General features: G+C 68.6%; 15 protein-coding genes, 1 tRNA gene and 2 pseudogenes. 8 read left to right on the forward strand and 10 right to left on the reverse strand.

Annotation, left to right across the window (positions count from 1 at the left end; genetic code table 11):
• Positions 1–60: 60 nt before the first annotated feature.
• From ABZY12_RS06475 to ABZY12_RS06485, 3 genes are read right to left on the reverse strand one after another with little or no spacing between them, the layout of a single operon-like run.
• A complete protein-coding gene (locus ABZY12_RS06475; protein ID WP_356887772.1) occupies positions 61–2,256 on the reverse strand; it encodes an acetate--CoA ligase family protein in 2,196 nt (731 codons plus the stop codon).
• Entirely contained in the window at positions 2,256–3,485 is a 1,230-nt protein-coding gene (gene frc / locus ABZY12_RS06480) for a formyl-CoA transferase (protein WP_356887774.1), read from the reverse strand. Before frc ends, ABZY12_RS06475 begins: the two co-directional genes overlap by 1 nt.
• An 11-nt stretch (positions 3,486–3,496) precedes the next feature.
• The gene (locus tag ABZY12_RS06485; RefSeq protein ID WP_356887776.1) at positions 3,497–5,191 is read right to left on the reverse strand and encodes a thiamine pyrophosphate-binding protein; all 1,695 of its coding nucleotides are present in this window, start codon (positions 5,189–5,191) and stop codon (positions 3,497–3,499) included.
• A 145-nt stretch (positions 5,192–5,336) separates the two neighbouring features.
• Between ABZY12_RS06485 and sucC the strand changes: the two genes are divergently transcribed.
• From sucC to ABZY12_RS06500, 3 genes are read left to right on the forward strand one after another with little or no spacing between them, the layout of a single operon-like run.
• A complete protein-coding gene (gene sucC, locus ABZY12_RS06490; protein ID WP_356887778.1) occupies positions 5,337–6,479 on the forward strand; it encodes an ADP-forming succinate--CoA ligase subunit beta in 1,143 nt (380 codons plus the stop codon).
• 15 nt (positions 6,480–6,494) lie between these two features.
• Positions 6,495–7,394 (forward strand): succinate--CoA ligase subunit alpha, encoded by a 900-nt coding sequence (sucD, locus tag ABZY12_RS06495; protein ID WP_356887780.1) that lies wholly within the window; start codon positions 6,495–6,497, stop codon positions 7,392–7,394.
• A gap of 54 nt (positions 7,395–7,448) precedes the next feature.
• Complete coding sequence (locus ABZY12_RS06500) at positions 7,449–9,023, forward strand: aldehyde dehydrogenase family protein (RefSeq protein ID WP_356887781.1); 1,575 nt, start codon at positions 7,449–7,451, stop codon at positions 9,021–9,023.
• A gap of 32 nt (positions 9,024–9,055) precedes the next feature.
• Here ABZY12_RS06500 and ABZY12_RS06505 read toward each other — a convergent pair whose 3' ends face one another.
• Positions 9,056–10,327: a DUF2254 domain-containing protein gene (locus ABZY12_RS06505; RefSeq protein WP_356888129.1), complete on the reverse strand. Its 1,272-nt coding sequence runs from the start codon at positions 10,325–10,327 to the stop codon at positions 9,056–9,058.
• A 245-nt stretch (positions 10,328–10,572) separates the two neighbouring features.
• Here ABZY12_RS06505 and ABZY12_RS06510 point away from each other — a divergent pair.
• Together ABZY12_RS06510 and ABZY12_RS06515 are read left to right on the forward strand one after the other, a co-directional pair.
• Positions 10,573–10,660: transfer RNA gene (locus ABZY12_RS06510), tRNA-Leu, on the forward strand.
• A 187-nt stretch (positions 10,661–10,847) separates the two neighbouring features.
• Positions 10,848–11,279, forward strand: a pseudogene (locus ABZY12_RS06515) (DDE-type integrase/transposase/recombinase); the annotation flags it as partial.
• A gap of 286 nt (positions 11,280–11,565) precedes the next feature.
• On the opposite strand, the gene ABZY12_RS06520 reads toward ABZY12_RS06515, so the two are convergent.
• Positions 11,566–12,297: an EcsC family protein gene (locus tag ABZY12_RS06520; RefSeq protein ID WP_356887783.1), complete on the reverse strand. Its 732-nt coding sequence runs from the start codon at positions 12,295–12,297 to the stop codon at positions 11,566–11,568.
• A 949-nt stretch (positions 12,298–13,246) separates the two neighbouring features.
• Here ABZY12_RS06520 and ABZY12_RS06525 point away from each other — a divergent pair.
• The gene (locus ABZY12_RS06525) at positions 13,247–14,947 is read left to right on the forward strand and encodes a DUF262 domain-containing protein (protein WP_356887785.1); all 1,701 of its coding nucleotides are present in this window, start codon (positions 13,247–13,249) and stop codon (positions 14,945–14,947) included.
• Positions 14,948–15,846: 899 nt separating this feature from the next.
• Here ABZY12_RS06525 and ABZY12_RS06530 read toward each other — a convergent pair.
• From ABZY12_RS06530 to ABZY12_RS06540, 3 genes are all read right to left on the reverse strand, one after another.
• A complete protein-coding gene (locus ABZY12_RS06530; RefSeq protein ID WP_356887787.1) occupies positions 15,847–17,997 on the reverse strand; it encodes a DEAD/DEAH box helicase in 2,151 nt (716 codons plus the stop codon).
• A gap of 48 nt (positions 17,998–18,045) precedes the next feature.
• Positions 18,046–19,662 carry a serine/threonine-protein kinase gene (locus ABZY12_RS06535; protein WP_356887789.1) on the reverse strand — a complete coding sequence of 539 codons (1,617 nt, stop codon included), beginning with the start codon at positions 19,660–19,662 and terminating at the stop codon, positions 18,046–18,048.
• A gap of 139 nt (positions 19,663–19,801) precedes the next feature.
• The gene (locus ABZY12_RS06540; RefSeq protein ID WP_356887791.1) at positions 19,802–20,245 is read right to left on the reverse strand and encodes an ATP-binding protein; all 444 of its coding nucleotides are present in this window, start codon (positions 20,243–20,245) and stop codon (positions 19,802–19,804) included.
• Positions 20,246–20,393: 148 nt separating this feature from the next.
• On the opposite strand from ABZY12_RS06540, the pseudogene ABZY12_RS06545 reads away from it, so the two are divergent.
• Positions 20,394–21,223, forward strand: a pseudogene (locus ABZY12_RS06545) (helix-turn-helix transcriptional regulator).
• Positions 21,220–21,402 carry a DUF397 domain-containing protein gene (locus ABZY12_RS06550; protein ID WP_356887793.1) on the forward strand — a complete coding sequence of 61 codons (183 nt, stop codon included), beginning with the start codon at positions 21,220–21,222 and terminating at the stop codon, positions 21,400–21,402. Before ABZY12_RS06545 ends, ABZY12_RS06550 begins: the two are co-directional and overlap by 4 nt.
• A gap of 57 nt (positions 21,403–21,459) precedes the next feature.
• Here ABZY12_RS06550 and ABZY12_RS06555 read toward each other — a convergent pair whose 3' ends face one another.
• Complete coding sequence (locus tag ABZY12_RS06555; RefSeq protein WP_356887795.1) at positions 21,460–24,642, reverse strand: type I restriction endonuclease; 3,183 nt, start codon at positions 24,640–24,642, stop codon at positions 21,460–21,462.
• The gene (locus ABZY12_RS06560; RefSeq protein WP_356887797.1) at positions 24,639–25,727 is read right to left on the reverse strand and encodes a hypothetical protein; all 1,089 of its coding nucleotides are present in this window, start codon (positions 25,725–25,727) and stop codon (positions 24,639–24,641) included. The genes ABZY12_RS06555 and ABZY12_RS06560 overlap by 4 nt, the downstream gene beginning before the upstream one ends.
• Positions 25,728–25,741: the final 14 nt, after the last annotated feature.

Genomic DNA, 25,741 nt, shown 5'->3' on the forward strand with positions numbered 1-25,741 from the left:
CTCTTCGCACCGGGGCCCGCGGCGTGCGGCCGCCGCGAGCCCCGTGGTTCGAGCTGTCGCTCAGCCCGTCGACCGCCTCCCCACCGCACCGTCCGCTCCGAGCAGCCCCGCGGCGCGCGCCCACCGGTACTTCGCGCCGAGCACCGCGACCGGCCGCTCGGTCGTGTACGGGTAGGCCACGACGCCCCGCTCGAAGAGGTACTGACACGCCTCCTCGACCTCGACATCGCCCGCGAGCGACGCCACCACCGGCTTCTCGACGCCCCGCTCCCGGAACTCCGCCACCACGCGCGCGGTGAGCTCGGCGAACACCATCGGGGGAGTGACGATGGTGTGCCAGTAGCCGAGCACCAGCGCGTGGACGCGCGGATCCTCCAGGCCGAGCCTGATCGTGGCCTCGTACGTCGACGGAGGTTCGCCGCCCGTGATGTCGATGGGGTTCCCGGACGCCCCGAAGGGCGGGATGAACGCCTTGAAGGAGGCGTCCAGATCCTCCGGGATGTCCATCAGACGCAGTCCGTTGTCGACGATCGCGTCGGACAGCAGGACCCCCGACCCGCCGGCCCCGGTGATGACGACGACGTTGTCCCCCCGCGGCGTCGGCAGGACCGGCAACGCCCGCGCATACTCCAGCATGTCGCTCAGTCCGGGCGCCCTGATCACCCCCGCCTGCCGCAGGATGTCGTCGTACACCGCGTCGTCACCCGCGAGTGCGCCCGTGTGCGAGCCCGCCGCCCTGGCGCCGGCACTGGTCCGCCCCGCCTTGAGGACGATCACCGGTTTCTTCGGGACCGTCGCCCGGGCCGCCTCGACGAAGGCGCGCCCGTCCTTGAGGTCCTCGAGGTGCATGGCGATGCACTCGGTACGCGGATCCTCGCCGAACCAGGTGAGCAGATCGTCCTCGTCGATGTCCGACTTGTTGCCGAGCCCGACGATCGCCGACACCCCCGTGCGCGTGGTGCGGGCGAAGCCCAGGATCGCCATCCCGATCCCGCCCGACTGCGAGGTCAGGGCCACACCGCCCTTGACGTCGTACGGCGTGCAGAACGTGGCGCACAGGTCCTGCCAGGTCGAGTAGTAGCCGTAGATGTTCGGCCCCAGGAGCCGGATCCCGTACCGTTCCGCCACGGCCACGATCTCGTCCTGGAGGGCGTGTTCCCCGGTCTCGGCGAAGCCGGACGGAATGAGTACCGCGTTGGGGATGCCCTTGCGGCCCACCTCCTCCAACGCCGACGCCACGAACGGAGCGGGGATCGCGAAGACCGCCACATCCACCTCACCGGGAACGTCCGTGACACTCTTGTACGCCTTGCGGCCGAGAATGTCATCGGCCCGGGGGTTCACCGGATGGATCTCGCCCCGGAAACCACCGTCGATGAGGTTGCGCATCACCGAATTGCCGATCTTTCCCCCCTCGTTGGAGGCCCCGATCACGGCCACCGCGCTCGGCTCCATCAGCCGCCGCATGGCCCGCAGGATCTCCTCACGGCCGTAGGTCCGGCGCCGGACCGGTGCCTCCGAAGCGAGGATGACGCGGATGTCGGCGGCCGTCGCACCCTGCGGCGTGGCGATCACCGGATTGAGATCGACCTCGGCGATCTCGGGAAAGTCGGTGACGAGCTGGGAGACCCGGCGGATCTGCTCGGCGAGCGCCCAGCGGTCCACGGCCGGCGCCCCGCGCACGCCGCGCAGTATCTCCGCCGCCCGGATCGAGTCGAGCATCGACACCGCCTCGTCGGCGGTCACCGGTGCGAGCCGGAAGGTGACGTCCTTCAGCACCTCCACCAGCACGCCGCCGAGTCCGAAGGCCACGACCTTGCCGAAGGCGGGGTCGGTGACCGATCCGACGATGACCTCCTGGCCGGGCGGCAGCATCCGCTGAACCTGGACGCCCTCGACGCGGGCGTCCGGCGCGTACGCCCGGGCGTTCTCGACGATCCGGCAGAACGCCTCCCGGACCTGGGCCGCCCCCTCCACGCCGACGACCACCCCGCCGGCCTCCGTCTTGTGCGGGATGTCAGGGGAGACGATCTTGAGGACGACCTTCCCGCCGAGCCGGTCGGCATGCGCCACCGCCTCGTCGACGTCCCGGGCGAGGGCCTCGCCCGGCACGGCGATCCCGTACGCGTCGGCGATCACCTTGCCCTCGGGCGCGGTCAGGGAGGTGCGCCCGTCCGCCCGTACGGCGTCGAGCAGTCGCCGCACCGCCCGCTGATCGAAGCCGTCCGAGCCGTGTGCCTTCACCGGATCCGTCACTAGATCACCCCGCTCGTCTTCAGCAGCCGCAGCTCCTCGTCGCCGAGCCCGAGCTCGCCGATGTACACCTCTTCGTTGTGCTCGCCGAGCAGGGGCGAGGTGAGCACCTCGACCGGGGAGTCGGACAGCTTGAGCGGCGAGCCGACCGTGGTGAAGCTGCCGCGCTCGGGGTGCGCGACCTCCACCACCATCTCGTTGGCCACCAGCGAGGCGTCCTCGATGATCTCCTTGGTGGACAGGATCGGACCGCAGGGAATCCCCCGGGCGTTGAGGAGTTCGAGCACCTCCCACTTGGGAAGCGTCGAGGACCACTCCTCGATCAGCTGGAACATCTTGGAGAGCTTCGGCAGCCGGGCCTCGGGCGTCGCCCACTCCGGGTCGGCGGCGAGTTCGGGCCGGCCGATCAGCTCAGAGATCGGGGCCCAGCCGATGGGCTGGACGATGACGTACACATAGTCGTTCGGCCCGCCGGGCGCGCACTTCACCGCCCAGCCGGGCTGGCCGCCGCCCGAAGCATTACCCGAACGGGGGACTTCCTCGCCGAAATCTTCGTTGGGATACTCGGAGAGCGGCCCGTGGGCCAGCCTCTGCTGGTCCCGCAGTTTCACCCGGCACAGATTCAGTACCGCGTGCTGCATCGCGACGTTCACCCGCTGCCCCCGCCCGGTGTTCTCGCGTTGGAAGAGCGCCGCGAGGATCCCGGCGACGGCGTGGATGCCGGTGCCGGAGTCACCGATCTGGGCGCCCGTCGCCAGCGGCGGCCCGTCCTCGAACCCGGTGGTGGCCATCGAGCCGCCCATGGCCTGAGCGACGACCTCGTACGCCTTGAAGTTGGTGTACGGGCCGTCACCGAACCCCTTGATGGAGGCATAGACGATTCGCGGATTGATCTCCTGGATGCGTTCCCAGGTGAAGCCCATCCGGTCGACGGCTCCCGGGCCGAAGTTCTCGACCATGACGTCGCTGCGCCGGATCAGCTCCGTGAGCAGCTCCTTGCCACGCTCTGTCTTGGTGTTGAGGGTGACGCTCCGCTTGTTGCAGTTGAGCATCGTGAAGTAGAGCGAATCGACCTCGGGCATGTCCCTCAGCTGCTTGCGGGTGATGTCGCCGGACGGTGCCTCCACCTTCACCACATCAGCGCCGAGCCAGGCGAGCAGCTGTGTGGCGGACGGGCCGGACTGCACATGCGTCATGTCGAGGACACGGATGCCTTCGAGTGCCTTGGTCACGTCGAGACCCCTCACTTGTACATGGTCTGGTTCATGGTTCCGGGGGCGTACGCGTCCGGGTCCACCCAGACGTTGATCAGGGACGGCAGTCCCGACTCGCGGGCGCGGCGCAGGGCCGGGCCGATGTCGGCGGGGTCGCGCACCTCCTCGCCGTAACCGCCGAGCATCTGGGCGAACTTGTCGTAGTGGACGTCGCCGAGGGTGTTGCCGACCCGCTCGCGCTCAAGCCCGTACTTCTGGGCCTGGCCGTAACGGATCTGGTTCATCGAGGAGTTGTTGCCGACGATGCCGACGAAGGGGAGGTTGTAGCGGACGAGGGTCTCGAAGTCCCAGCCGGTGAGGGAGAAGGCGCCGTCGCCGAAGAGGGCCACGACCTCCTTGTCCGGGCGGGCCTGCTTGGCGGCCAGGACGAAGGGGATGCCGACGCCGAGCGTGCCGAGCGGCCCCGGGTCCATCCAGTGCCCGGGTGACTTGGGCTGCACGACCTGCCCGGAGAAGGTGACGATGTCGCCACCGTCCCCGATGTAGATCGAGTCCTCGGTCAGGAAGTCGTTGATCTCGCTGACCAGGCGGTACGGGTGGATGGGGGAGGCGTCCGAACGCAGCTGAGGCAGCCGCTTGTCGAGCGCGGTCTGTTCGGCGGCGCGCAGCTCCTCCAGCCACGCCTTGCGCTTGATGGCACCGCCGTTGAGCCGGCCGCTCGCCGCCTCCGTCACCGACTTCAGGATCAGCCCCGCGTCGCCGACGATCCCGAGGTCGATGTCCCGGTTCTTGCCGACGGTGCGGTAGTCCAGGTCGATCTGGACGACGGTCGCGTCGGGGGAGAGCCGCTTGCCGTAACCCATCCGGAAATCGAAGGGGGTGCCGACGATCACGATGACATCGGCGTTCGAGAAGGCGTAGCGCCGCGAGAGCTGGAAGTGGTGCGGATCGCCGGGCGGCAGGGTGCCGCGTCCCGCGCCGTTCATGTACGCGGGGAGGTTCAGGGTCCGTACGAGTTCGACGGCCGCGTCGGTGGCGCGGGTCGTCCAGACCTGGCTGCCGAGCAGGATCGCCGGCTTCTCGGCGTGCACCAGCAGATCGGCGAGCTTCTCGACCGCCTCGGGGTCGCCGGGGCTGCGGGTGGACGCCCGGTACTGCCCGGCCTTCGGCACGCGTGCCTTCTCCACCGGCACGCTGGCGTCGAGGACGTCGCGCGGGATCTCCAGGAAGGAGGGGCCGGGCGCTCCGTGGTAGCACTCGCGGAACGCCATGGAGACCATGTCCGCCGCCCGTGCCGTGTCCGGCACGGTCGCGGCGAATTTCGTGATGGGCGTCATCATGTCGACGTGCGGAAGGTCCTGCAGTGAGCCCATCTTGTGCTGGGTGTGGGCTCCCTGGCCTCCGATCAGGAGCATCGGCGACTCGGCGCGGAAGGCGTTGGCGACACCGGTGACGGCGTCGGTGGTGCCGGGGCCGGCGGTGACCACCGCGCACCCCGGCTTCCCGGTGATCCGGGCGTAGCCGTCGGCGGCGTGCGCGGCGACCTGTTCATGGCGTACGTCGACGACTTCGATGCCCTCGTCGACGCAGCCGTCGTAGATGTCGATGATGTGGCCGCCGCAGAGGGTGTAGATGACGTCGACCCCCTCCGCCTTGAGGGCCTTGGCGACCAGGTGGCCGCCGGAGATGCGTTCCTGTCGAGGCTGCCGGCTGTCGTCGGGCATGGCGAAGTCCTGTCCCTTCGTAGGGGGATTGAGGTGCCGTCGCGGTCGATTGCATACAGTCGACGAATACTGTATGAAGCTTGTTATCCCGCATCGCCCGGATGGTGTCCAGGGGGTGTGCGGCACTTTCGAGACAGGAGCCGAGATGGACCTGTACGAGTACCAGGCAAGAGAACTGTTCAAGGACCACGGCATCGCCGTGCCCGACGCGGCCGTCGTCGACCACCCACGCGAGGCCCGGCACGCGGCCGAACTCCTCGGCGGACGCGTCGTCGTGAAGGCGCAGGTGAAGACCGGCGGCCGGGGCAAGGCGGGCGGCGTCAAACTCGCCGCCGACCCCGCCGCCGCGGAGATCACCGCCCGCCAGATCCTGGGGATGGACATCAAGGGCCACACCGTCCGCCGGGTGATGCTCGCCCAACCCGTCGACATCCAGGACGAGTTCTATGTGAGCTACGTCCTCGACCGGGAGGCCGGCACCTTCCTCGCCATCGCCTCCGCCGAAGGCGGCGTGGAGATCGAGGAGGTCGCCGCGAACCGCCCCGAGGCTGTCACCCGCATCCCCGTCGACCCGGCCGAAGGCGTCACCGAGGCCAAGGCCGCCGAGATCGCCGCCGCGGCCGGACTGCCCCCGGAGGCCGCCGCCGTGCTCCACCGCCTCTGGCGGGTCCTCGTCCGTGAGGACGCCCTCCTCGTCGAGGTGAACCCCCTCGTCCGCACCGCCGACGGAGTGATCCTCGCCCTCGACGGCAAGGTCACCGTCGACGACAACGCACGCTTCCGCCAAGCGCGTTGGGGGAGTGACGCGGCCCAACCGGCGGACGACCCCGGCGCCGACCCGCTGGAGGCCGCCGCCCGGGCCAAGGGCCTCAACTACGTCAAGCTCGACGGCGAGGTCGGCATCATCGGCAACGGCGCCGGACTGGTCATGTCCACCCTCGACGTCGTCGCCGGCCGCGGCGCCCGCCCCGCCGACTTCCTCGACATCGGCGGCGGCGCCTCCGCCCGCACCATGGCCGACGGCCTCGACGTCATCCTGAGCGACCCCGACGTCAGAGCCGTCCTCGTCAACGTCTTCGGCGGCATCACCGCCTGCGACGCCGTCGCCGAAGGCATCGTCCGGGCCCTCGAATCCGTCCGCCTCACCAAACCGCTCGTCGTACGCCTCGACGGCAACAACGCGGCACGCGGCCGGGCCATCCTCGACGCCCGTGCCCACCCCCTGGTCGAACAGGCCACCACCATGGACGGCGCCGCCGCCCGCGCCGCCGAACTCGCCACCACCTGAAGGGGAGTGAGAGACATGGCCATCTTCCTGACCAAGGAGAGCAGAGTCCTCGTCCAGGGCATGACCGGCGCCGAAGGCATGAAACACACCCGCCGGATGCTCGCCGCCGGCACCGAGGTCGTCGGCGGAGTCAACCCGCGCAAGGCCGGCCGCGGCGTCGACATCGGCGGCCGGACGATCCCCGTCTTCGGCTCCGTCCGCGAAGGGATCGAGGCCACGGGAGCGGACGTCACGGTCGTCTTCGTACCGCCACCCTTCGCCAAGGCGGCCGTCCTCGAAGCCGTCGACGCGGGCGTCCGCCTCGCCGTCGTCATCACCGAGGGCATCCCCGTCCACGACACCGTGGCCTTCCAGGCCCACGCCCGCGCCCACGGCACCCGCATCATCGGCCCCAACTGCCCCGGCCTGATCAGCCCCGGCCAGTCCAACGCGGGCATCATCCCCGCCGACATCGCCGCCGAGCCCGGCCGCATCGGACTCGTCTCCAAGTCCGGCACGCTCACCTACCAACTCATGTACGAGCTGCGGGAGCACGGTTTCTCGTCAGCCGTCGGCATCGGCGGAGACCCGGTCGTCGGCACCACCCACATCGACTGCCTGACCGCCTTCGAGGCCGACGCCGACACCGATCTGATCGTGATGATCGGTGAGATCGGCGGCGACGCCGAAGAACGCGCGGCCGACCACATCGCGGCCCACATCACCAAGCCCGTCATCGCCTACATCGCCGGCTTCACCGCCCCCGAGGGCAAGACCATGGGCCACGCCGGCGCCATCGTCTCCGGATCGTCCGGAACGGCCGAGGGGAAACGAAAAGCCCTGGAAGCGGCCGGGGTACAGGTCGGCTCCACCCCCACCGAGACCGCCGGCCTCGTCCTGGCCCGCCTCACGGTCCCCGGCGTCCCCCACGACTGACCGGACACAACGACCACCTCCCGCCCGACTGTGCACCGAGAGCGGAGACCCTCCATGGCACCCAGCCCTGCTCAACCCGCCCCCGCGCCCACCAGACCCCTCACCCTCAAGCCGGGCACGGCCTGGACCGACGCCTGGCAGCGCTGTCTGACCGTCGCCCCCGAGGCGTTCCGGGACGAGAACGTCCTCAACCTCTGGGCCGGCACCTGGCGGCCCGACGGCCGCGCGCTCCCCGCCACCAGCCCCGTCGACGGCAGCCCCATCGCCGGCCCGCCGCGCCTCGACGCCGCCACCGCCCACCAGGCCGTACGGGCCTCGCTCGACCAGCACCGCGCCTGGCGGCACATCCCGCTGCCCGAGCGCCGCGCCCGCGTCGCGGCCACCCTCGACGCGCTCGCCGCCCACCGCGAGCTGCTCGCCCTCCTCCTCGTCTGGGAGATCGGCAAACCCTGGCGGCTCGCCCAGGCCGACGTCGACCGCGCCATCGACGGAGTGCGGTGGTACGTCGACGGCGTCGAGCCCATGCTGGCCGGCCGCAGCCCGCTCCCCGGCCCGGTCTCCAACATCGCCAGCTGGAACTACCCGATGTCGGTCCTGGTCCACGCCCTGCTCGTCCAGGCGCTGGCCGGAAACGCCGTCATCGCCAAGACCCCGACCGACGGCGGCCTCGCCTGCCTCACCCTCGCCTCGGCGCTCGCCGCCCGCGAGGGCGTCCCGATCACCCTCGTCAGCGGCATCGGCGGCGAACTCTCCGAGGCCCTCGTCCGCGCCCCCGAGATCGGCTGCGTCTCCTTCGTCGGCGGCCGCGACACCGGCGCCCGGATCGCCACGGCAGTCGCCGACCTGGGCAAACGCCACATCCTCGAACAGGAGGGCCTCAACACCTGGGGCATCTGGAACTTCGGCGACTGGCCCGCCCTGACCGCCGTCATCCCCAAACTCTTCGACTACGGCAAGCAGCGCTGCACCGCCTACCCGCGCTTCGTCGTCCAGCGCACCCTCTTCGCCGACTTCCTTGCCGCCTACCTGCCGGCGGTCCGCTCGCTCCGCATGGGCCACCCGCTCGCCGTCGCGCACCCCAGCGACGACCTTCCCGCACTCGACTTCGGCCCGCTCATCAACGCGGCCAAGGCCAAGGAGCTCGGCGACCAGGTCGCCGAGGCCGTCGACCGCGGCGCGATCCCCCTCCACCAGGGCTCCCTCACCGATGGCCGCTTCCTCGCCGGCCAGGACACCTCCGCGTACCTCCCACCCGTCACGCTCCTCAACCCGCCCCCCTCCTCACCGCTGCACCACGCCGAACCCTTCGGGCCGGTCGACACGATCGTCCTGGTCGACACCGAGGCCGAACTGCTCGCCGCGATGAACGCCTCGAACGGCGCGCTCGTCGCCACGCTCTCCACCGACGACCCCGAGACGTACGCCCGCCTGGCACCACAGATCCGCGCTTTCAAGACCGGGCACGGCACGCCCCGCTCCCGAGGTGACCGGGCCGAACTCTTCGGCGGCTTCGGCGCGTCCTGGCGCGGCGCTTTCGTCGGCGGCGACCTGCTGGTCAAGGCCGTCACCGAGGGCCCCGACGGGGAACGGCGGCCGGGCAACTTCCCCGACCACCACCTCATGCCCTGACACCGGCGCACGCGGGGCCGAGCACGCGATGATCAGCCGATCCCCTGTCGGTCCGCCTCCAGCGCGAAGTCACGGTCAGCGGGCTCCGGCACCGCCCGCTCCACCAGCCGCACCAGGAGCGCGCGGTGCCGGGCCAGCGGTTCCCGCCGCTCCTCCGGGGCCAGGGTCAGCAGATCGTCGAGGCCCGCCAGCATCCGCCGGGACACCTGCGGACTGGCCGCCGCGCAGCCCCGTAGCTCCGTGAACCCCAGATCCACCAGATCGGTCCACCCCGGCACGTCCTGCACCAGCCGGACCTTGCCCTTCCGGTCGCGATGGTGGACCGCACCCAGCGGCCGGCCCGCGACCACGGCGAGGAGCTGTGTGATCCGGTCCAGACACTGCACCGCCGTCGTCGGGTCGTTCACGGCGGGGGAGAGCGCGCGCAGCCCGATGTCCGCGAGCTGCCGGAGCCCGAAACCGACGTCCTGGTGGAACGTCCGCTCGATCCCGACGGAGACCGCCGACCCCAGCCGGGCGGGCACCCGGCCCTCCCCGTGCACGGCCAGGACGCGTGTGCCCGGCACCACGAAATCCCCGATCCTCGGCAACAGCCGCAGCACGACCCCGGTGCGGGCGGCGGCCCGCACCAGCACCGCGACGTTCACATCCCGCACCACCCCGGCGCGGCCCCGGTGCACCACGAACGCCGTCGCGGCCCCGAACTGCCCGACCTCACCCTCGTACCGCGGCTGCTTCGCCAGCACCCGGAACGACTCCGTCGCGATCAGGTCCACCACATGCCCCACCCGCATCAGCCGCAGCGTGGTGTTCACGTACGCCACGAAGAGCAGCAGGCTCAGCCCCACCATCGCCAGCGTCAGCAACGACTGCACCAGCGGCACGGTCGACACGTACCGCGGATCGGCCTGGCTGTCGTACGAGGTCAGCACGAGCAGCGACAGCAGGAACGTCGCCAGGAAGACCGAGAACGTCGCCTTGGTGATCCGGCTCCTGATGAAGATCCGCACCACCCGGGGGCTGAACTGGCCGCTCGCCATCTGCACCGCGACGAGCGAGATCGAGAAGACGACACCGATGAACGTCATCATCGCGGAGCTGATCGTCGTCACGATCGTCTTGGCGTCCTCGACGATCCCGATCAGTTCGCCGACCTCGTCGTACGCACTCTCCTTCTGCAGCGTCGCGACGATCGCGGCGTCCAGCTCCGAGGCGGCGGCCCAGAGCAGCAACACGCCCGCCATCGCCACGACCGGCGCGAACCAGAAGGTGTCGCGCAGATGCTCACGCAGCGGAGACAGCATCCGTGGCCTGCGGTACTCGGAGAGGTGGCTCACCGGGGCAGGCTAGGCGGCCCCACTCCTCGGCGCTACTCGACGTATACGACAGGCGACGATGCGTGAAAGCAGGCGATGCTGTCGCCCGGATCAAGGAAGTGAGGCCATCCGCACGTCACTGACCACGGGAAACGCCGGTGAAAGGCACCTCGAACCCCTGGTAGAGTTATCCATGTCGCCGCGGGGAACACCCCAAAGCGGCAAGACACCTGGTCCGGGTGGCGGAATGGCAGACGCGCTAGCTTGAGGTGCTAGTGCCCTTTATCGGGCGTGGGGGTTCAAGTCCCCCCTCGGACACCACGCGGGACGTTCACGAGATCGTCCCGAAGCGTTCACGAATTACCGGTCGAGTCATGTGGCTCGCCGGTATTTCGTCGTTTCTGGGGGCTTGAGCCTCGTGATCGGCTCGATGAGGGGATGACGCTGCTGCTGATCGTCGAGGTCCGACAAGGCGCCCAATGACGAAACAGCAGGTCACAGATTCCACAGAATAGCGACGGTCCTGGACTGCTTCAGCCGGAAGGTCGTGGGCTGGTCCATCGCCGACCACATGCGCACGGACCTGGCCGCCGACGCCCTGCGGATGGCCGCCCGCACCCGCGGCGGCGTGGACGGGGCACTCTTCCACTCCGATCACGGGGCCCAATACGGTTCGGGGGCCTTCGCGCCAGCCTCTGCGACCAGCTCGGGGTCAACCGGTCGATGGGCGCGGTCGGCAGCAGCGCGAACAGCGCGGCCTGCGAGCGGTTCCATGCGTCTCGGAAACGCGAGACCCTCCGCGGAGCCCGCGTCTACAGCGACGCTGCCACCTGCAGGTCACCGTCTTCGCCTGACTGGCCTGCTACAACACCCGCCGCAGACACTTCGCCAACGGCCGCCCCGGCCCCGACGAATACGAACGGCGACACGACGCGGCTAAGCTCACGCTCGCCGCAGGACGCACAAACGCGTGTCCATCTTTACGGGGGAAGGCCGGCCATGCCTTCGGGACCAAGCAGGCTCTGGAGCGAGGACTTCGACCTCCGGGATGACGGTGACGTGCCTGTCGACAGGCTCTGCAACACCTGCAAGCACCGCCCACGACCTGGACGAGGTCTGACAAGGGCAGGCGGCGACGAGCGCAGGTAGTGCCGGAAGTCCTCCCGCTGCTCCTCCACGCCCAGCGAGGAAGAGGCGCGCGCTGGTCCACCTGGTTCGCTTCTTCGCTACTTCGGTTCCTCGGCCCGCAGGGTGTCGCCACGCATGGCCTTGTCCGTGGTCCGCCCGATGACAGCAGTCGCTCCTGCGTCCACAGCCCCTCCGACAAGGCCCCCCAGGATTGGGATCCCCTTGGCGAGCGTGATCGCAGCGCGCTGGGTCCCATACTTCGCGACGAGGTGGGTCCCTGCCTTCTTGTTGATCGCCCGGATCATCGTGATCGGGATCTTCTTGATCATCTGCTCGCCGAACTTCTGGCCTGCCTTCACCCCGAAGGCTGCGAGGACGCGCTGCGTGCTCATCCCGATCGCGAGCATCATCGCGACGGTCCGCGCGTGCGGATCACGGATGTCCCATCCCCGAAGGTGCGCGATAGCGCCGGCCATCCGCATGTTGACGGCGAAGGATGCGGCCACGTTCGCGGGTATCGTCACGCCTGCGGTCAGCAGACCTCCGAGCCCGGTGATGAACCCCTGAGCCCCGGCTGCGGCCACGGACTCCTTGATGAGGCGGGCGACGACCGCGTCGATGTCGTCCTTCATGTCCTGGGGAGAGCGGCGCTCATCGTCACCAGGTGCCCGGTAATCGGCACCCTGCCGACGCGAAAGACGGTCCTCGGCCCAGGTTGCCGACCCCGTGATCGGCCCCACGCCGTTCACCATGACCTTCTCCGCAAGCTCAGCGACCCACTGCCCGGCCTTCTCGGCCGCTCCTTCATCAGGAGTCTTCTCGTCGGCCATCACATGCTCCTTCCGCGAGCGCCCCGCCCGGGGCATCCCGCACTGCTGCGGGCAGGAGAAGGATTCCGGTCGCCGGCATCCCGGCAGCCCTGTGGGCGGCTGAAGCCGCATCCCCCTCGCTACCGCCCGTCCACCCCTTCGCGTCACGACGTCCTTCGCCGCGCCGCCTTACACGAGCTGAAGCGGCTACACCTTCCCATACGGTTGAAAGCATCGTCAAACCCCTTCGGTTCGCTGGTGTGTGCCCGGTTCAGGGATGACGAGCAGACTGTGTCGGCTACGTCCCGCACGCGGCCCCACCAGGAATGGGCACGGCTGCCCGGTCCACGAGACGTACAGGCTGTCCCCCGGGTGCAGGCGGCGAACAGCATGCAGCTTCCGCGGCGAGGGCGGCCTCGTGCTGGAGCCGATCGAGCTTCTGCGGGGTGGCGGCCGAAGAATTCGGCAGGGCGCGGTCGTTGACGCCGACGACGGCGGTGTAGCGGTACTCGAGCCCTAAAAAGTGTGCATGCACCCGCGTTGACTGCGTCGTCTGTGCGGGCGACTCCCGCGCGGACCACCCGGCTTGCGGGGACCCCGGCCGCGATCGGCGGTCCTTGGCTTTCCCGCAAGTCACTATGACCGCGCACAGGTACCGATCTCCTCGTACGCGGCACCGCCGTCCACCAACTCACGCACCTGCTCGACCCGGTCGTCGAGCTCAGCCTCCTCCATCTCCGCCGCGCGGACGCGTGGCCCGAAACCGTGCAGGGCCGAGCTGTACCCGATCAGCGTGTCGTGCCGTCCATGTCTGCCAGTTCGGCGTAGGGGCGTGGGTACGGGCATCCGGAGGGCCGAGCGGGGTACGCGACGACCCTGGCAAGCGAAGGTGGTTCCGCTCGGCCGCGGTTGGCCCTTCTCGGTAGTTGATAGCGTGTGTGTGGCGGAGCACACGCAGGCTGGGGGCAGCATGGGGCTGGCAAACCAAAAGATCGCTTCTCAAATCGAGGACCTGTTGCAGGGCAAGGTCGTCATTCCCTCCATCCAGCGCGACTTCGTCTGGATGAGGCCCGACGTACGCGATCTCTTCGATTCCCTCTACCGGGGCTACCCCGTCGGTGCCCTGCTGCTGTGGAAGACCAATCTGACCGTCCCCTTCAAGACGGCTGCCGTCGTCCAGGCCGACAAGTCGGCGCACCAGCCTCTCTACCTGCTGGACGGGCAACAGCGGTTGACCTCCCTCGCGTGGGTGTACCGGCCGGAGTCGAAGGCGGACGGCCGGTTCATCGACCTGCGCTTCGACGTGCGCACCGAGGAGTTCGTCAACCCGAGCGCGATCCAAGGCAAGGACCCGCTCCTGTTCCGTGTTTCCACCTTGCTGCAGGAGAACGTGCAGTACCACGAGGTGCTCAAAGCGGCCGGGATCGAGTACTCCGCCCCGCAGTTCGGCGCATGGATGCAGCGCCTGCAGAAGGTGCATGACATCCGCAGGCAGGAGATCGCCGTCATCACCTACGAGTCCGACGACTACGAGGAGGTCGCCGAACTCTTCGCCCGGTTGAACAAGGGCGGTCGAAGGTTGTCCAAGGGTGACCTCGTCTACAGCGCCATCGCGGCGCGCTGGTCCGACGGCCTGGACACCATGGACGCCTTCCACCAGGAGTTGCAGGACAGCAACTTCGCCCTGAACAGGGAAGCCGTCCTGCGTCTCACGAGCCTCCTCGCGGGAACCGGCGCCCATCACATCAAGCTCATCGGGGCGGACATGGACGAAGCCGCGCTGAAGGAGGCCTGGCACGCCACCGAGAGGGCGCTGCGCTTCGCCATCGACTTCCTGAAGGGCGAGTGCTCGATCCCCCGGTCCGAGGTCCTCTCGTCGCCGAACGTCACTATCGTGCCCGACCTGTTGCTGCACCACCGGGACGGCAAGCTGCGTCCGGGGGAGGCTCAGCTGCTGCGCCGCTGGGTGTACACGGCGATGGCGTTCAGTCACTACTCGCTGCAGGTCGAGGGCAAGCTCGACGCGGAGGCACGGCTGATCAAATCGCGTGAGGGAGAGGGCCTGTTCGCCGAACTCATCCGCCGGGCCTCCGGCACCCGGTCCCGGGACAGCGCCCTCCATCCGAGGGACCTGGAGCAGAAGTACTCCACGCATCCCTTCTTCAAACTGCTCTACATCGCCGCGTTGCGGGGCACGGCGCGAGACTGGGCGACCAACATCGCCATCAGCGACCAGCCGATGAACAGCGGCGCCAAGATCGAATTCCATCACGTGTTCCCGCGCGCCCGAGTCCAGGGGACATACGCGAAGGAGGAGTGGAACAGCCTCGCCAACCTGGCCTTCGTCACCGGTCAGACGAACAAGATGATCTCCTCCAGGCTGCCCGTCGACTACATGGCGGGGATCGCGCCGGAGCGCCTGGCCGAACAGTGGATCCCCGGCGATCCGGAGCTGCGGTCCCTGGACCGTTTCCCCGACTTCCTGGCCGCACGCCGGAGTCTGCTGGCCAACGTCCTCAACGAGCTGCTCGGTCTTCCCCGCTACGACGCACAGGCCACCCACCGGGACACCGACGAGCTGCCTGCCGACGAGCAGCTGATCGTGTCTCGAGCGAGACACCGATGCCCGCTGGGCTGTGGGCCAGGCTCGTCGGGAGTTCACGGGCGATGATCCGGGGGTCATACGCGTAAGAGAACCGCTTCTTCGCGATGAAGACGGGACGTTCCAGTGGGGTGAGAGACAGACGCGGCCGGCTGCGGTCCAGTTTGGCCGTGATCCGCGTGCCGGGCATGAGTTCCGCGCGCGGCCATCGGATCCCTCGGAGGTGCTCTTTGGTGACCTTCTTGCGGAGCGAATCCAGTAACACTGTGGGGAAGCCGCGGCCGTGGTCAAGGTGCACGACTTTGGCCGTCCGGATCCGACGTGCGGCCTGCGAGGGGAGCGGACACTGCCCGTGCTCCACGTGATGTCGGCGGATCACGAACGTCCACTGCAGTTCGGAGGCCGTCTCGACTACGTCATGGGGTTGACCCGGGTCCGGTTGCCGGATCAGTACCGTCTGGTCGAGCCTGGAGGTCGCCGCACCTTCTGCACCGTCAGGAGCCGAGGCAGTGCCGACGGCCGGGGCATGAGGCTCATGGGTACTGGCCGCGCTGGTGAACCTTTGAAGGTGGCAGTCCGCGCAGTGGGCGAGTTTCCTGCCCGCACTCGTCGTCTTGATGGCGACCACTGTGTCCGTGGTTGCCCTGCCGCATTGATGGCAGGAGAAGGAAACCGGTGCGGAAAGCTTCTGCAAGGTCCAGCGGACATGAGTACGTGTGCTCTGCAAGATCTCTGCACCCTGGAAGTGCGTTTCCTGAGCACTCACGATCGGCCCCCCTCGCCGCGCGAACTCCGCCGTGTCTCGTCCTGCTCCCCGGTCGTGACGGTGCGCCACGTCAACGCCGGCGGCGGAGGCGCCACGGGTGGCGATCGCCTCGTTCCGTGTCCGTGTCCTGTGCGGGACACGAAGCTCTGACAAAGAGTCTGCCTGACCCATGTCGGCAGAACCAGACAGTGAGGAACTCGCTCTACACTTCCGCCTCCACCAGGAACGGACTGGGCTTGCCCGACCAGGAGACGTACAGGCTGTCGCGGGCCCTTGTGCAGGCGACGAACAGCAGGCAGCGTTCCGACAGCATGTCCGTCTCGTGCTGCTTGGAGTCCACCTCGGGCGGTGTGACCGCCTTAGGGAACGGCAGCGCGTCCTCGGTGACGCCGATGACCGCGACGCAGCGGAACTCCAGGCCCTTGAACGAGTGCATGGTCCCGACGCGCACGGTCGTCCCGTCCTGGGTGGAGGCGTCGGCGGCGCGCAGGGTGGCGGCGGGAACGCCGGCGTCCTTCAGGCGGGCGACCGCCTTCGCGCACGTCTTGTTGAACCGGGCGCTGACCCCGATCTCCCCGGCGCCGACACCCGCGTCCATCCACGCCTTCACCTGCTCGACGAGCAGGTCCAGTTCGGCCTCCTCGGTCGACGCGTCCCGTACGACGGGGCCGTCGCCGTGGAGGGCGGAGCGGTAACCGAGCAGGGTCTCGTTGCGGCCCTCGTCTTCGAGCTGGGCGATCGGGCGGCCGATCAGCAGGGCGGTGGACCAGCGCAGGATCTCCTGGGTGCTGCGATAGTTCTTGCGCAGCTTCACTGACCGTCCGGCCACCTTGATGCCCAGCGACTTCAGCGACACCCGCGAGTCGTAGATGCGCTGGTGCGGATCGCCCGCGATGAACAGGTCGTCCGGGCGGGCGGGGACGGCCGCGCGCAGCAGCCTCCACTGCGCCGGGTGGAGGTCCTGCGCCTCGTCCACCACGACGTGTCGGTACGGCGGCCCCGTCGCCTCCAGCAGCCGTGCCGCCTCCGCGCACGTCTGCAGCCAGGTCCGGGCCCCGTCCGCGGCCAGGTCGGCCGTGAACCGCTCCACCGTCTCCCACACCAGCGGCCGCTCGGCCGTGGCCAGCCGGCTGCCCCGTCCCCGCCGGTCCGCCGCCTCGTACTCGGCCAGGGTGCTGATGCCCTGCGCCAGGACGACGTGCCGGTACTCCTGTGTGAGGAACTGCGCGCTGCCGGTGAATCCGGTCGCCTTGGCGGCCTTGCCCCAGCGGCTCACCTCCTCGTTGCTCATCAGCGGCCGCAGCGGCACGGCGTTCGGTGCCTCCGCGACGACGCGGCTGGCGAACCCGTCCACCGTCGAGACGTCCACCCGTTCACGCAGCTCGGGGTCGTCCACCAGGGACTCCAGGCCCGAGCGGAGCGCGTTGACGAGGGCGTTGGTGTACGTCGTCAGCAGGATGCGGTCGCCGTCGCGCAGGTGCCCGAGAAGGTGCTTGACCCGGTGCAGCGCGACGACCGTCTTGCCCGTGCCCGGCCCGCCCGTGACCTGCGCCGGCCCCGAGTACGACGCCCGGTACGCCACCTTCCGCTGGGAGGGGTGCAGGAACACCCGCCAGGCCGCAAAGGGCTTCTCGAGGATGTCCCGCAGCTCCTCGGGAGCCGTCACCAGCGCGATACGCGCCCGGGTGTACTGGATCGCGGTCTCGTAGTCCCGCGTGTCCACCGGCTGCGTGGACGCCTGAAGCGACGGGGCCACGATGTCCTGCCAGACCTCCTCCACCGTGCAGCCCGCGGCCAGGTACTGCAGCACCTCCCGCTGGTCCTGCGGCAGCAGCGGCGCGAAGACGTCCAACTGCTCCTGGTCGACGAGCGACCGGGCCTGCCGCAGTGTCTCGTCATCGATGCCGAGGGCCTTCAGATCTCCGTCGGAGAACTTGGCGAACAGCCGGGGCTTCGGCGACGACTCGGCCACCCGCTCGTACGCCGGCGTGATCTCGTCCAGGGTCGCCGCGTCCCGGATCTCGACCGCGCGCGTGACCTCGTTGATGCTGGACTTCTGCTTCATGGCCCAGGCGATGGCCTTGTCGTGAGCCATGACCCTCAGCAGGACGAAGGTGTCCCCGGAGGGCGGTGCGAGCACCACACCGCGCCAGAACTGGTCGATGCGGATCGTCCGGATCTGCTTGTCCTTCGCCTTCACGAGGCTTTCCAGCTTCAGACCCTGATCCTGGAAGAGCTGGTCCAGAGTGAGCCGGTTGAACTTCTCCCAGGCGTCGAGCACACCCTTTCTCACCGGGGGCTGGAGCTTGGGGAGTTCAGCGAAGAAACCGATGTCGAAGGCGAGCTGCGGCATGCGGAGATCCTAGTGCCCCGGCCGCCCGCGGTGCGGGCAAAGGCCAGGTCAGGCCGAGGAACCGGCACTGTCGCCGTCGAGATCCAGACGGATCACCGCCAGGGACTCGGCCACCTCGGCGGTCAGCTCGTCGTCCGGGCCGAACACCACGCACAGGTCCGTGTGCAGCGGCTCCAGGACGTCGTACGCCTCCGCCGCCCGCTGCTGGGCCAGCAGCAGCATGCCGATGTCGCGGCGCAGCTCCACCGCGTTCTCGCTCACGTCACCGTCGACGGCGCGGACGGCGTCGAGCACACCGAGCAGCCCGGCCAGCGCCTCGGTCACCTGCCCGAGTTCGCCACGGCAGCGCGCCGCCTGCGCCCGGCAGTCCAGGGCCTCCTCGCTGCTCGGCCCGCTGACACGCCCATAGGCGTCCGCCAGGGCCTCGAACTCCGGCAGCGCGGACCGGTGATCACCCGCAAGCTGACGGCTGAACGCCCGGCGCCTGCGGAGCGCGAGGACCGCCTTGCTCTCCGCGCCGAGCACCCGGGCGGCCGACTCGATCATCTCGCCTACCACTTCGGCCGCCTGCGAGAAGCGGTCCTCGTCCCACAGCGCGGCGCAGTGCTCGTACACCTCGCGGATCTGCTCCCGTAGCTCGTCACGCTGGGCGGGCGGCAACACGGGTGGCGGAACCGCGTCCGGCCCGGCGCCGGCCGCGTTCTGCCGTGCGCCCGTGGCTCCGGCGCGCGAGCGGGGCGCGTAGGGGCGGCGGAAGATCCCGGTGGGGTCGGGCGCTCCGACGAGCCCCGCCGCCTCGGGTTCGGACTCCTCGCCGGGCACCGGCAGGAATGGGCGCAGCCGCTCGTACACCTCCTGCACGTCCGCCGGGCGCGCCTCGGGCGCCTTGCGGAGCAGGTGCAGGACGAGTTCTTCCAGGGCCTCCGGTACGTCGGCCCGCAGCCGGCGCAGCGGCACCGGGGCCGCGTTGACATGCTGCATCATCAGTTGCCACTCACTGTCCCCCGCGAACAGCTGCTGTCCGCAAAGGAGTTCGTGCAGGACGCACCCGAGCGCGTACAGGTCTGTTCGCGGTGTCACCCGGGCGCTGCGCACCTGCTCCGGCGCCATGTACTGGTACGTCCCGACCGGGCTGCCCGTCGCGGTCAGCTTGGTGACGTCCGTGCGGAGGATCGCCGCGATGCCGAAGTCCAGCACCTTCACCGTGCCGTCCCGGGCGACGAGGATGTTGCCGGGCTTCAGGTCGCGGTGGACGACGGGCACGTCGTGCGCGTACGACAGCACGGTCGCCACCTGCGCCGCCGCGGCCACCGCCCAGCTGACGGGGAGCGGCGGCCGGTCCGGGCTCACGTACGCGGTCAGCGGCACGCCGTCGACCAGTTCCATCACCAGGAACAGCTGCTCGTACGACTCGTCGAGATCGGCGTCGTACACCTGCGGCACGCCCGGGTGCTGGATCCGTGCGGTGATCCGCGCCTCGCGTTTGAACCGCTTCTCAAGCTCCCGTGCCAGATGCGGCGACGTCACGGCCTGCGGGCGGATCAGCTTCACGGCGACCGGCCGGTCCAGCACGGCGTCGTAGCCGCGCCACACGTCCCCCATGCCGCCGTGGCTGAACTGCTCCAGCAGCTCGTAGCGCCCCGCGATCCGTCGTCCGTCCGGCACCTGGTCCTGGCCCCCGCCCGCGTCGAGTGTCCGAAGACGACTTCAGAGGTCTTCAGAGGTCTCCGATGTGTTCGGGGATCAGTCTTCCGGGCGAGGGCGTGCGCGTCCAACCTGCGGGGGTGCCGCTTGCGTGATCAGGTCATGTCGGGTAAGCGGTGCACTCGGCCCAGACGGTCTTGCCGGGCCCGCCCCCGGCGCGCGGCGAACAGCCCCAGCGGTCGGCCAGCGCCGCGACCAGCAGCAGGCCGCGCCCGCTCTCGCCGTCCGGTGACGGGGCGGCGGAGAGGAGGGGGACGTTCTCTCCACGGGTGTCGGTGACCTCGATCCGTACGGTGCGGGTCGACGGGGAGGCTGTCATATGCACCTGGAAGTCCCGGCCCGGGACGTGCCCGTGCCGTACGGCGTTGGCGCGCAGCTCCGCGGCGACGAGCGTGACGACGTCGTGGGCGTTGCTGTCGTACGGGACGCCCCAGGCGTGGAGGCAGTGCTCGCACATGCGCCTGGCGAGGCGGGCGCCACGCGGGGTGGAGCTGAAGCGCATCGTGGACTGGTGCACCGTGACGGGTGATTGTGTTGCGGTCATGCGCTCACGGTGGCGCGCTGTGACCTAGCGTGACCAGTGGTGACGCTCCGCTATCGGGCCTTCGTGCGAGGGCGGGCGCGGGCGCTGTACGGGACGGTACGCGGGGAGAGGCGGCACAGCGGTGACCGAGGTGCGGGACGAGGAGACGGTGGCGCGGCGGCAGCAGCGGCCGGAGGACGAGCCGGGGACGGGTGTGGTGACCGCGTTCGGGCGGCAGTTGAAGCTGCTGCGGACACGGGCGGGGCTGGAGCGGGCGGAGTTCGGGAAGCGGGTGGGGTACTCGGGGGAAACGGTCGCGTGCATTGAGCAGGGGAGGCGGATTCCGCAGCCTCAGTTCATTGAGAAGGCGGATGAGGTGTTGGGGGCCGGTGGGCTGCTCACAGCACTGAAGGAAGAGGTGGCGAGGGCTCAGTACCCGTCCTTCTTCAGGGACGCGGCGCGGCTGGAAGCGGACGCGCACGAGCTCTTCCTTTACGCGGTCCAGGCAGTTCCAGGGCTTCTCCAGACCGAGAAATACACGCGAGCCCTGCTGGCGATGCGGCGACCGTTGCTGGATGCGGACACGATCGAGCAGCGTGTCTCGGCGCGTCTGTCGCGTCAGGAGACCTTTGCTCGTTGGCCGGCACCACTGGTGAGCTTCGTCATCGAAGAGGCCGTGCTGCGCAAGCCGTTCGGCGGCCGAGACGTACTGCGTGGAGTGCTTGAGAACATCCTGTCCATTGGACACCGGCGCAACGTCGAGATTCAGGTCATGCCGAACGATCAGGAAGACAACGCCGGTGTTGATGGCCCGTTCACGTTGATCACCCCGAAGAAGGGGGAACAGATCGCGTACTTGGAGGTACAAGGTCGCAGCATCCTGGTCACTGACCGGAACGATGTGCGGTCCATCTCAGCGCGTTATGGGATCACCGAAGCCAGGCTCTCACTCCGCGAGAGTCCCTGAGATTCGTAGAGAAGGTGCTGGGAGAGCTATGAAGACGGGCGAGGCATGGCGCAAGAGCAGCTACAGCGGCGCGGAGGGCGGCGAGTCCATCGAGGTCGCCGAGACCAGCGACGCTGTCTTGGTACGTGACTCCAAGCGGCCCGCAGAAGCCAGGCTGTCCATTGGGGCGGAGGCGTGGGCCGGCTTTGTACGGATGGCCGCAGGCCGCTGACCGTGGACGTATGACGAGCGGGGTCCGGTGCGCACATCGCGCCGGACCCCGAGCGCGTCAGAAGTCGTCCAACCCTTCCTCCCGACGGATCATCCGCCAGGCCGCGCGGCGGGCGCTGCGGTCGAGGTTGGACTTGAAGTCCCGGTCGGTACCGAAGTACCGCTTGCCGAGCGTGTCGATCGTGGAGACATGATCCATCATGTTCTCCTCGAACTTCTTGTCGAAGACGATCCCGAAGTTCTCCTCGTCGTTGACGACGGCCGCGGCCCGGACCTTGGGGTCCTTCTTCGTCGCGTTGAAGGCCGGGAGGACGTCCTCCTCGGTGAACTCCGTACCGAACTTGGAGTTGAACTTCTCGATCAGCTCGGACAGCAGTGACTTGTCCGCGTCCTTCGCACCGCCGGCCCCGTCGCCGAAGCCCTTGAGCTCGGCGGGACCCTCGGGGTTGAGGGACACGTCGTGCTCGCCGGTCTTCTCGACGCGCAGGTGACTGAGGTCGACCTCGCCTATATCGACTCCGCCGTCCGCAAGCCGGGGGAGCCGGTTGAGGAGGTGGCGCCCGTAGAGGTGCAGGCGTTCCAACTCGGCGTCACGGTACGGGACGATCTGCGCGAGGAAGCCGTACTTGCGGACGTAGTCGTTGAGGTTGGCGCGGAACTCCTCGGCCGTCTCGACATCGTCCTCCTCCTCGCTCTCCAGCAGGGCGGTGAAGCGGGCCACAGCGGGGGAGAGGAGTCGATACAACTCGGCGTGCAGCTTCTCCCACTTGGACTGGACACCACCCGCCTTCTTCTCCGCCTGGAAGTACGCGGCGACGAACTCGTCCATGTCCTGCTCCGAGATGATCGGCGCGGACATGACGCGGCTCTGGGCCGTGTAGAGGAGGTTCGGGTCGGAGGGCAGGGTGTGCGCCTCCTCGAAGTACGGGCGGAAGGCTTCCTTGATGTCCTCGGCCTCGTTGGCGAAGTCGAGGACGGCGAGGTCGGCCTGGGACTTGCGCTCGGCGGTCCGGTTGAGGCGCGAGAGGGTCTGCACGGCGGCGATGCCGGTCAGCGTCTTGTTGACGTACATCGTCGTCAGGAGCGGCTGGTCGAAGCCGGTCTGGTACTTCTCGGCGACGACCAGGATCCGGTACTCCTGCTGCCCCTTGCCGCCGGCCTTCGCGGCCTTGTCGTCTGCACGGGTGTAGCCGAACGCCTTCGGCAGCGCGGCCTCGGAGATGCCGCCGTTCTCCTTGACCTCGGTGGTCTCCTCGCCGTCGATGGTGAGGGTGCCGGAGATCGCGACGAGCACGCCCAGGTCCGGGTACTTGGTGTCGTACTCGCGGTCGGCGATGTAGCTGCGGATGGCGCGGGCCATCTGGACGGCCGAGTGGCGGGACGCCGTGACCACCATGGCCTTGGCGCGTCCACCGAGCCGGCCGCGGGTGTGGTGGACGAAGTGCTCGACGATCACCTGGGCGTGCTGCGACACCGTGTGCTCGTGCATGAGCGCGAACCGGGCGAGCAGGCTGTTCGCCTTGGAGGGGTCGACCTCCTTCTCGTCGCGGTTGAGGTTCGCGAGCTTCCAGTAGGTGTTGTAGGTGACGTAGTTGCGCAGGGGGTCGAGGATGAAGCCTTCCTCGATGGCCTGGCGCATGGAGTAGGTGTGGAAGGGGCGGTAGACGGTCTTGCCGTTCTCGACGCCGTCCGTGCCAAAGAGTTCGAGCGTCTTGGACTTGGGCGTCGCCGTGAAGGCGAAGTAGGAGAGGTTGGTGGCGCGGGAACGCGCGACCGCCTTCGCCTTGAGCTGGTCGTCCACGGTGACCGTGGTCGCGCCCTCGTCGTCCGAGTCGGCGTCCAGGCCGAGGTCCCGCAGGGCGGACTTCACGGCGGTGGCGGCGTCACCGGACTGGGAGGAGTGCGCCTCGTCGACGATGACCGCGAAGCGGGTGCCCTTGATCTCGGTGGGGTTACGCTTGATGTAGTCGAGCAGGGCCGGGAACGAGTGCAGGGTGACGGTGACGATCTTCCCGGTGTCGCGGGAGAGGGCGCGGGCGAGCTGCTCGCTCTTGGCGCCGTGCTTCTCGTCGACCTTCACGACCAGGCCGTCGGTCTGACTGAAGCTGCCGACGGTCTCCCGGAGCTGAGCGTCCAGATTCCGACGGTCCGTGATGACGATGACCTTGTCGAAGACGGGCTCGCCCGGCTTGATACGGCCCTCGGCGAGCGCATCGGGATTCAGGATGCTCGGATCCGTCCGGGCGTGCAGGTCACTGAGGCGGTGGGCCAGCCAGCCGATGGTGTTCGACTTGCCCGAGCCGGCGGAGGCCATGACCAGGTAGTTCTGGCCGGCACCGTGAACCGACGCGTGAGCGGTGAGCTTCTTGATTACGTCCCACTGATGGAAGCGGGGGAAAATGGTCGACTTGGTCGTGCCACCGCCGGGCGTCTTGTGCTTCTGCTGGTGCACGAAGCGCTGGAGGAGGTCGAGCCAGTTGTCCCGCTGCCAGACCTGTTCCCAGAGGTAGGAGGTGGCGTATGTGCCGTGGGCCGTGGGCGCCGGGTTTCCTGCCCCACCGGGCTGGCCGGGGCCGTTCGAGCCGGTGTTGAAGGGCAGGAACTGGGTGCTCTTGCCGCGCAGCTGCGTGGTGACGAAGACCAGGTCGGGGTCGACGGCGAAGTTCGCGATCACGCGCCGCGTGAAGATCAACTCGGTCGGGTCCCGATCGGTCCGGTACTGCTCCTTGGCCTGCTCGACGCCCTGCCCGGTGAGCGGGTTCTTCAACTCGGCCGTGGCGACCGGTATGCCGTTGAGGAACAGGGTCAGATCGAGCCGGTGGCCCCAGTCGGCCTGTTTGGTGGCGTAGGGGAGTTCCCGGACGACGGTGAGGCGGTTGGCCCGGTAGCCGTTGAGTACGGAGTCGGCAGAGATGAGGTTGGGCTTGAAGTAGGCGACGCGGAGACGGACTCCGTGGTCCTTGACGCCACTGCGGAGGACATGGAGCAGCCCGTCATCAGCGATGGCACGGTCAAGCCGCTGCGCGAAACCGCGCTGGGCCTCGTTGGGGTTGCCGCCGTAGACGGTGAGGAGTTCGTTCCACTCGTCGGGCTGGTTGGCGCCGATGAAGGTAAACAGCTCGTTGGTGTCGAGCCCGAGATCGGCCTGGTAGTCCTCGGGGTTCGCCTCGCGCCATCCTCGCTCGCAGAGGGCGGCGACTATGGCAGACCCGAAGGAGGACTCGTCGTGCACGGGGCTCATACGGTTACTCCTTCGGTTACGTTGCGGCCGCTGGCGGTGGAGACGTCAAACTGGCCGGTCACGGCGGCTGTGATAAGCGCCTGACGACGCTCGACAAGAACAGCGCCCTTATGCTCGACGCGCTGAATCAAGTGGTCAATTTCTTCGCATTGCACACGAACGCGATGGGTGATAACCGATTGCGTATCGGGTTGTACGTCCGGAATGCGTAGTCTGCGAATTTCTCCCAGAGGGAGACCAGGTTGAGCCACTGCAGAGATAGCGAGTCGCATCTGCTCTTGGAGGGCAGTTGAGCGCAATACGGTTGCAATCCACTCGCTTGAGTGGCCAGCAGCAGGGCGGAGCACGGCGACATTCCGGTCGAGTACAGCCCGCGGGAAACCGCTAGGCGTAACCGCACACGCTCCGATCGTTCCCTTGACGGAGAGAAGGACATCGCCCTCTCTCAGGCGAAGGGAGCGCTCGAGAAGTGCGGCATCGTCTTCACTGACGTGGGTATCGAGGTTAGTGAGACGGAGCGTTCCGCTGCTCACATTGCGTGCCGTAAGGAGTGGCACTCCGGCGTTGACCCGTGGTGGCGGTTGATGCGTGCCATCACGAAGTAGCGAAAGCCTCCAATAGAGCTTTGTCCAGCTTTCGGCCGACGCGGTCACGGCATGGTCTATAACTGCCTGCCGCCTTTCCTTTAGGAGCGTCAAAACCCGCAGGTCCAGTGCATCCAACCGGTCGATGCGGGCGGTTTCCGCGTCGAGGAAATCGGCGATGCGGCACTGCTCCTCTTTTGTTGGGTAGGCCCAGCGGGATGCAAAGAAAGATCCGGTGTCAAGGTTCTGGATGCCTGTTGTCTGCTTGATCGCGCTCTGGGTCAACCCCTGACCGTATGCCGCGGCGAACACGTAGGTCAAATAGCGCGAGTCGACGTCTGAAGATGGCTTGATCCGTGCGCAAAAGTTTGAGCAGACAGCATTGCCTGTTTCGGTGAACAGGACGGCCATTCCCACGGGCTGCTTTTCACCACCACCTGACTTCTCAAGGATGAGATCACCAGGGTGCAGAAGGTGCTGCCGCAGTGTGGATGGGTCCACGTAGCGCAGTGGCG

The sequence above is a fragment of the Streptomyces sp. NPDC006551 genome (assembly GCF_040611675.1).
Classification (GTDB): domain Bacteria; phylum Actinomycetota; class Actinomycetes; order Streptomycetales; family Streptomycetaceae; genus Streptomyces.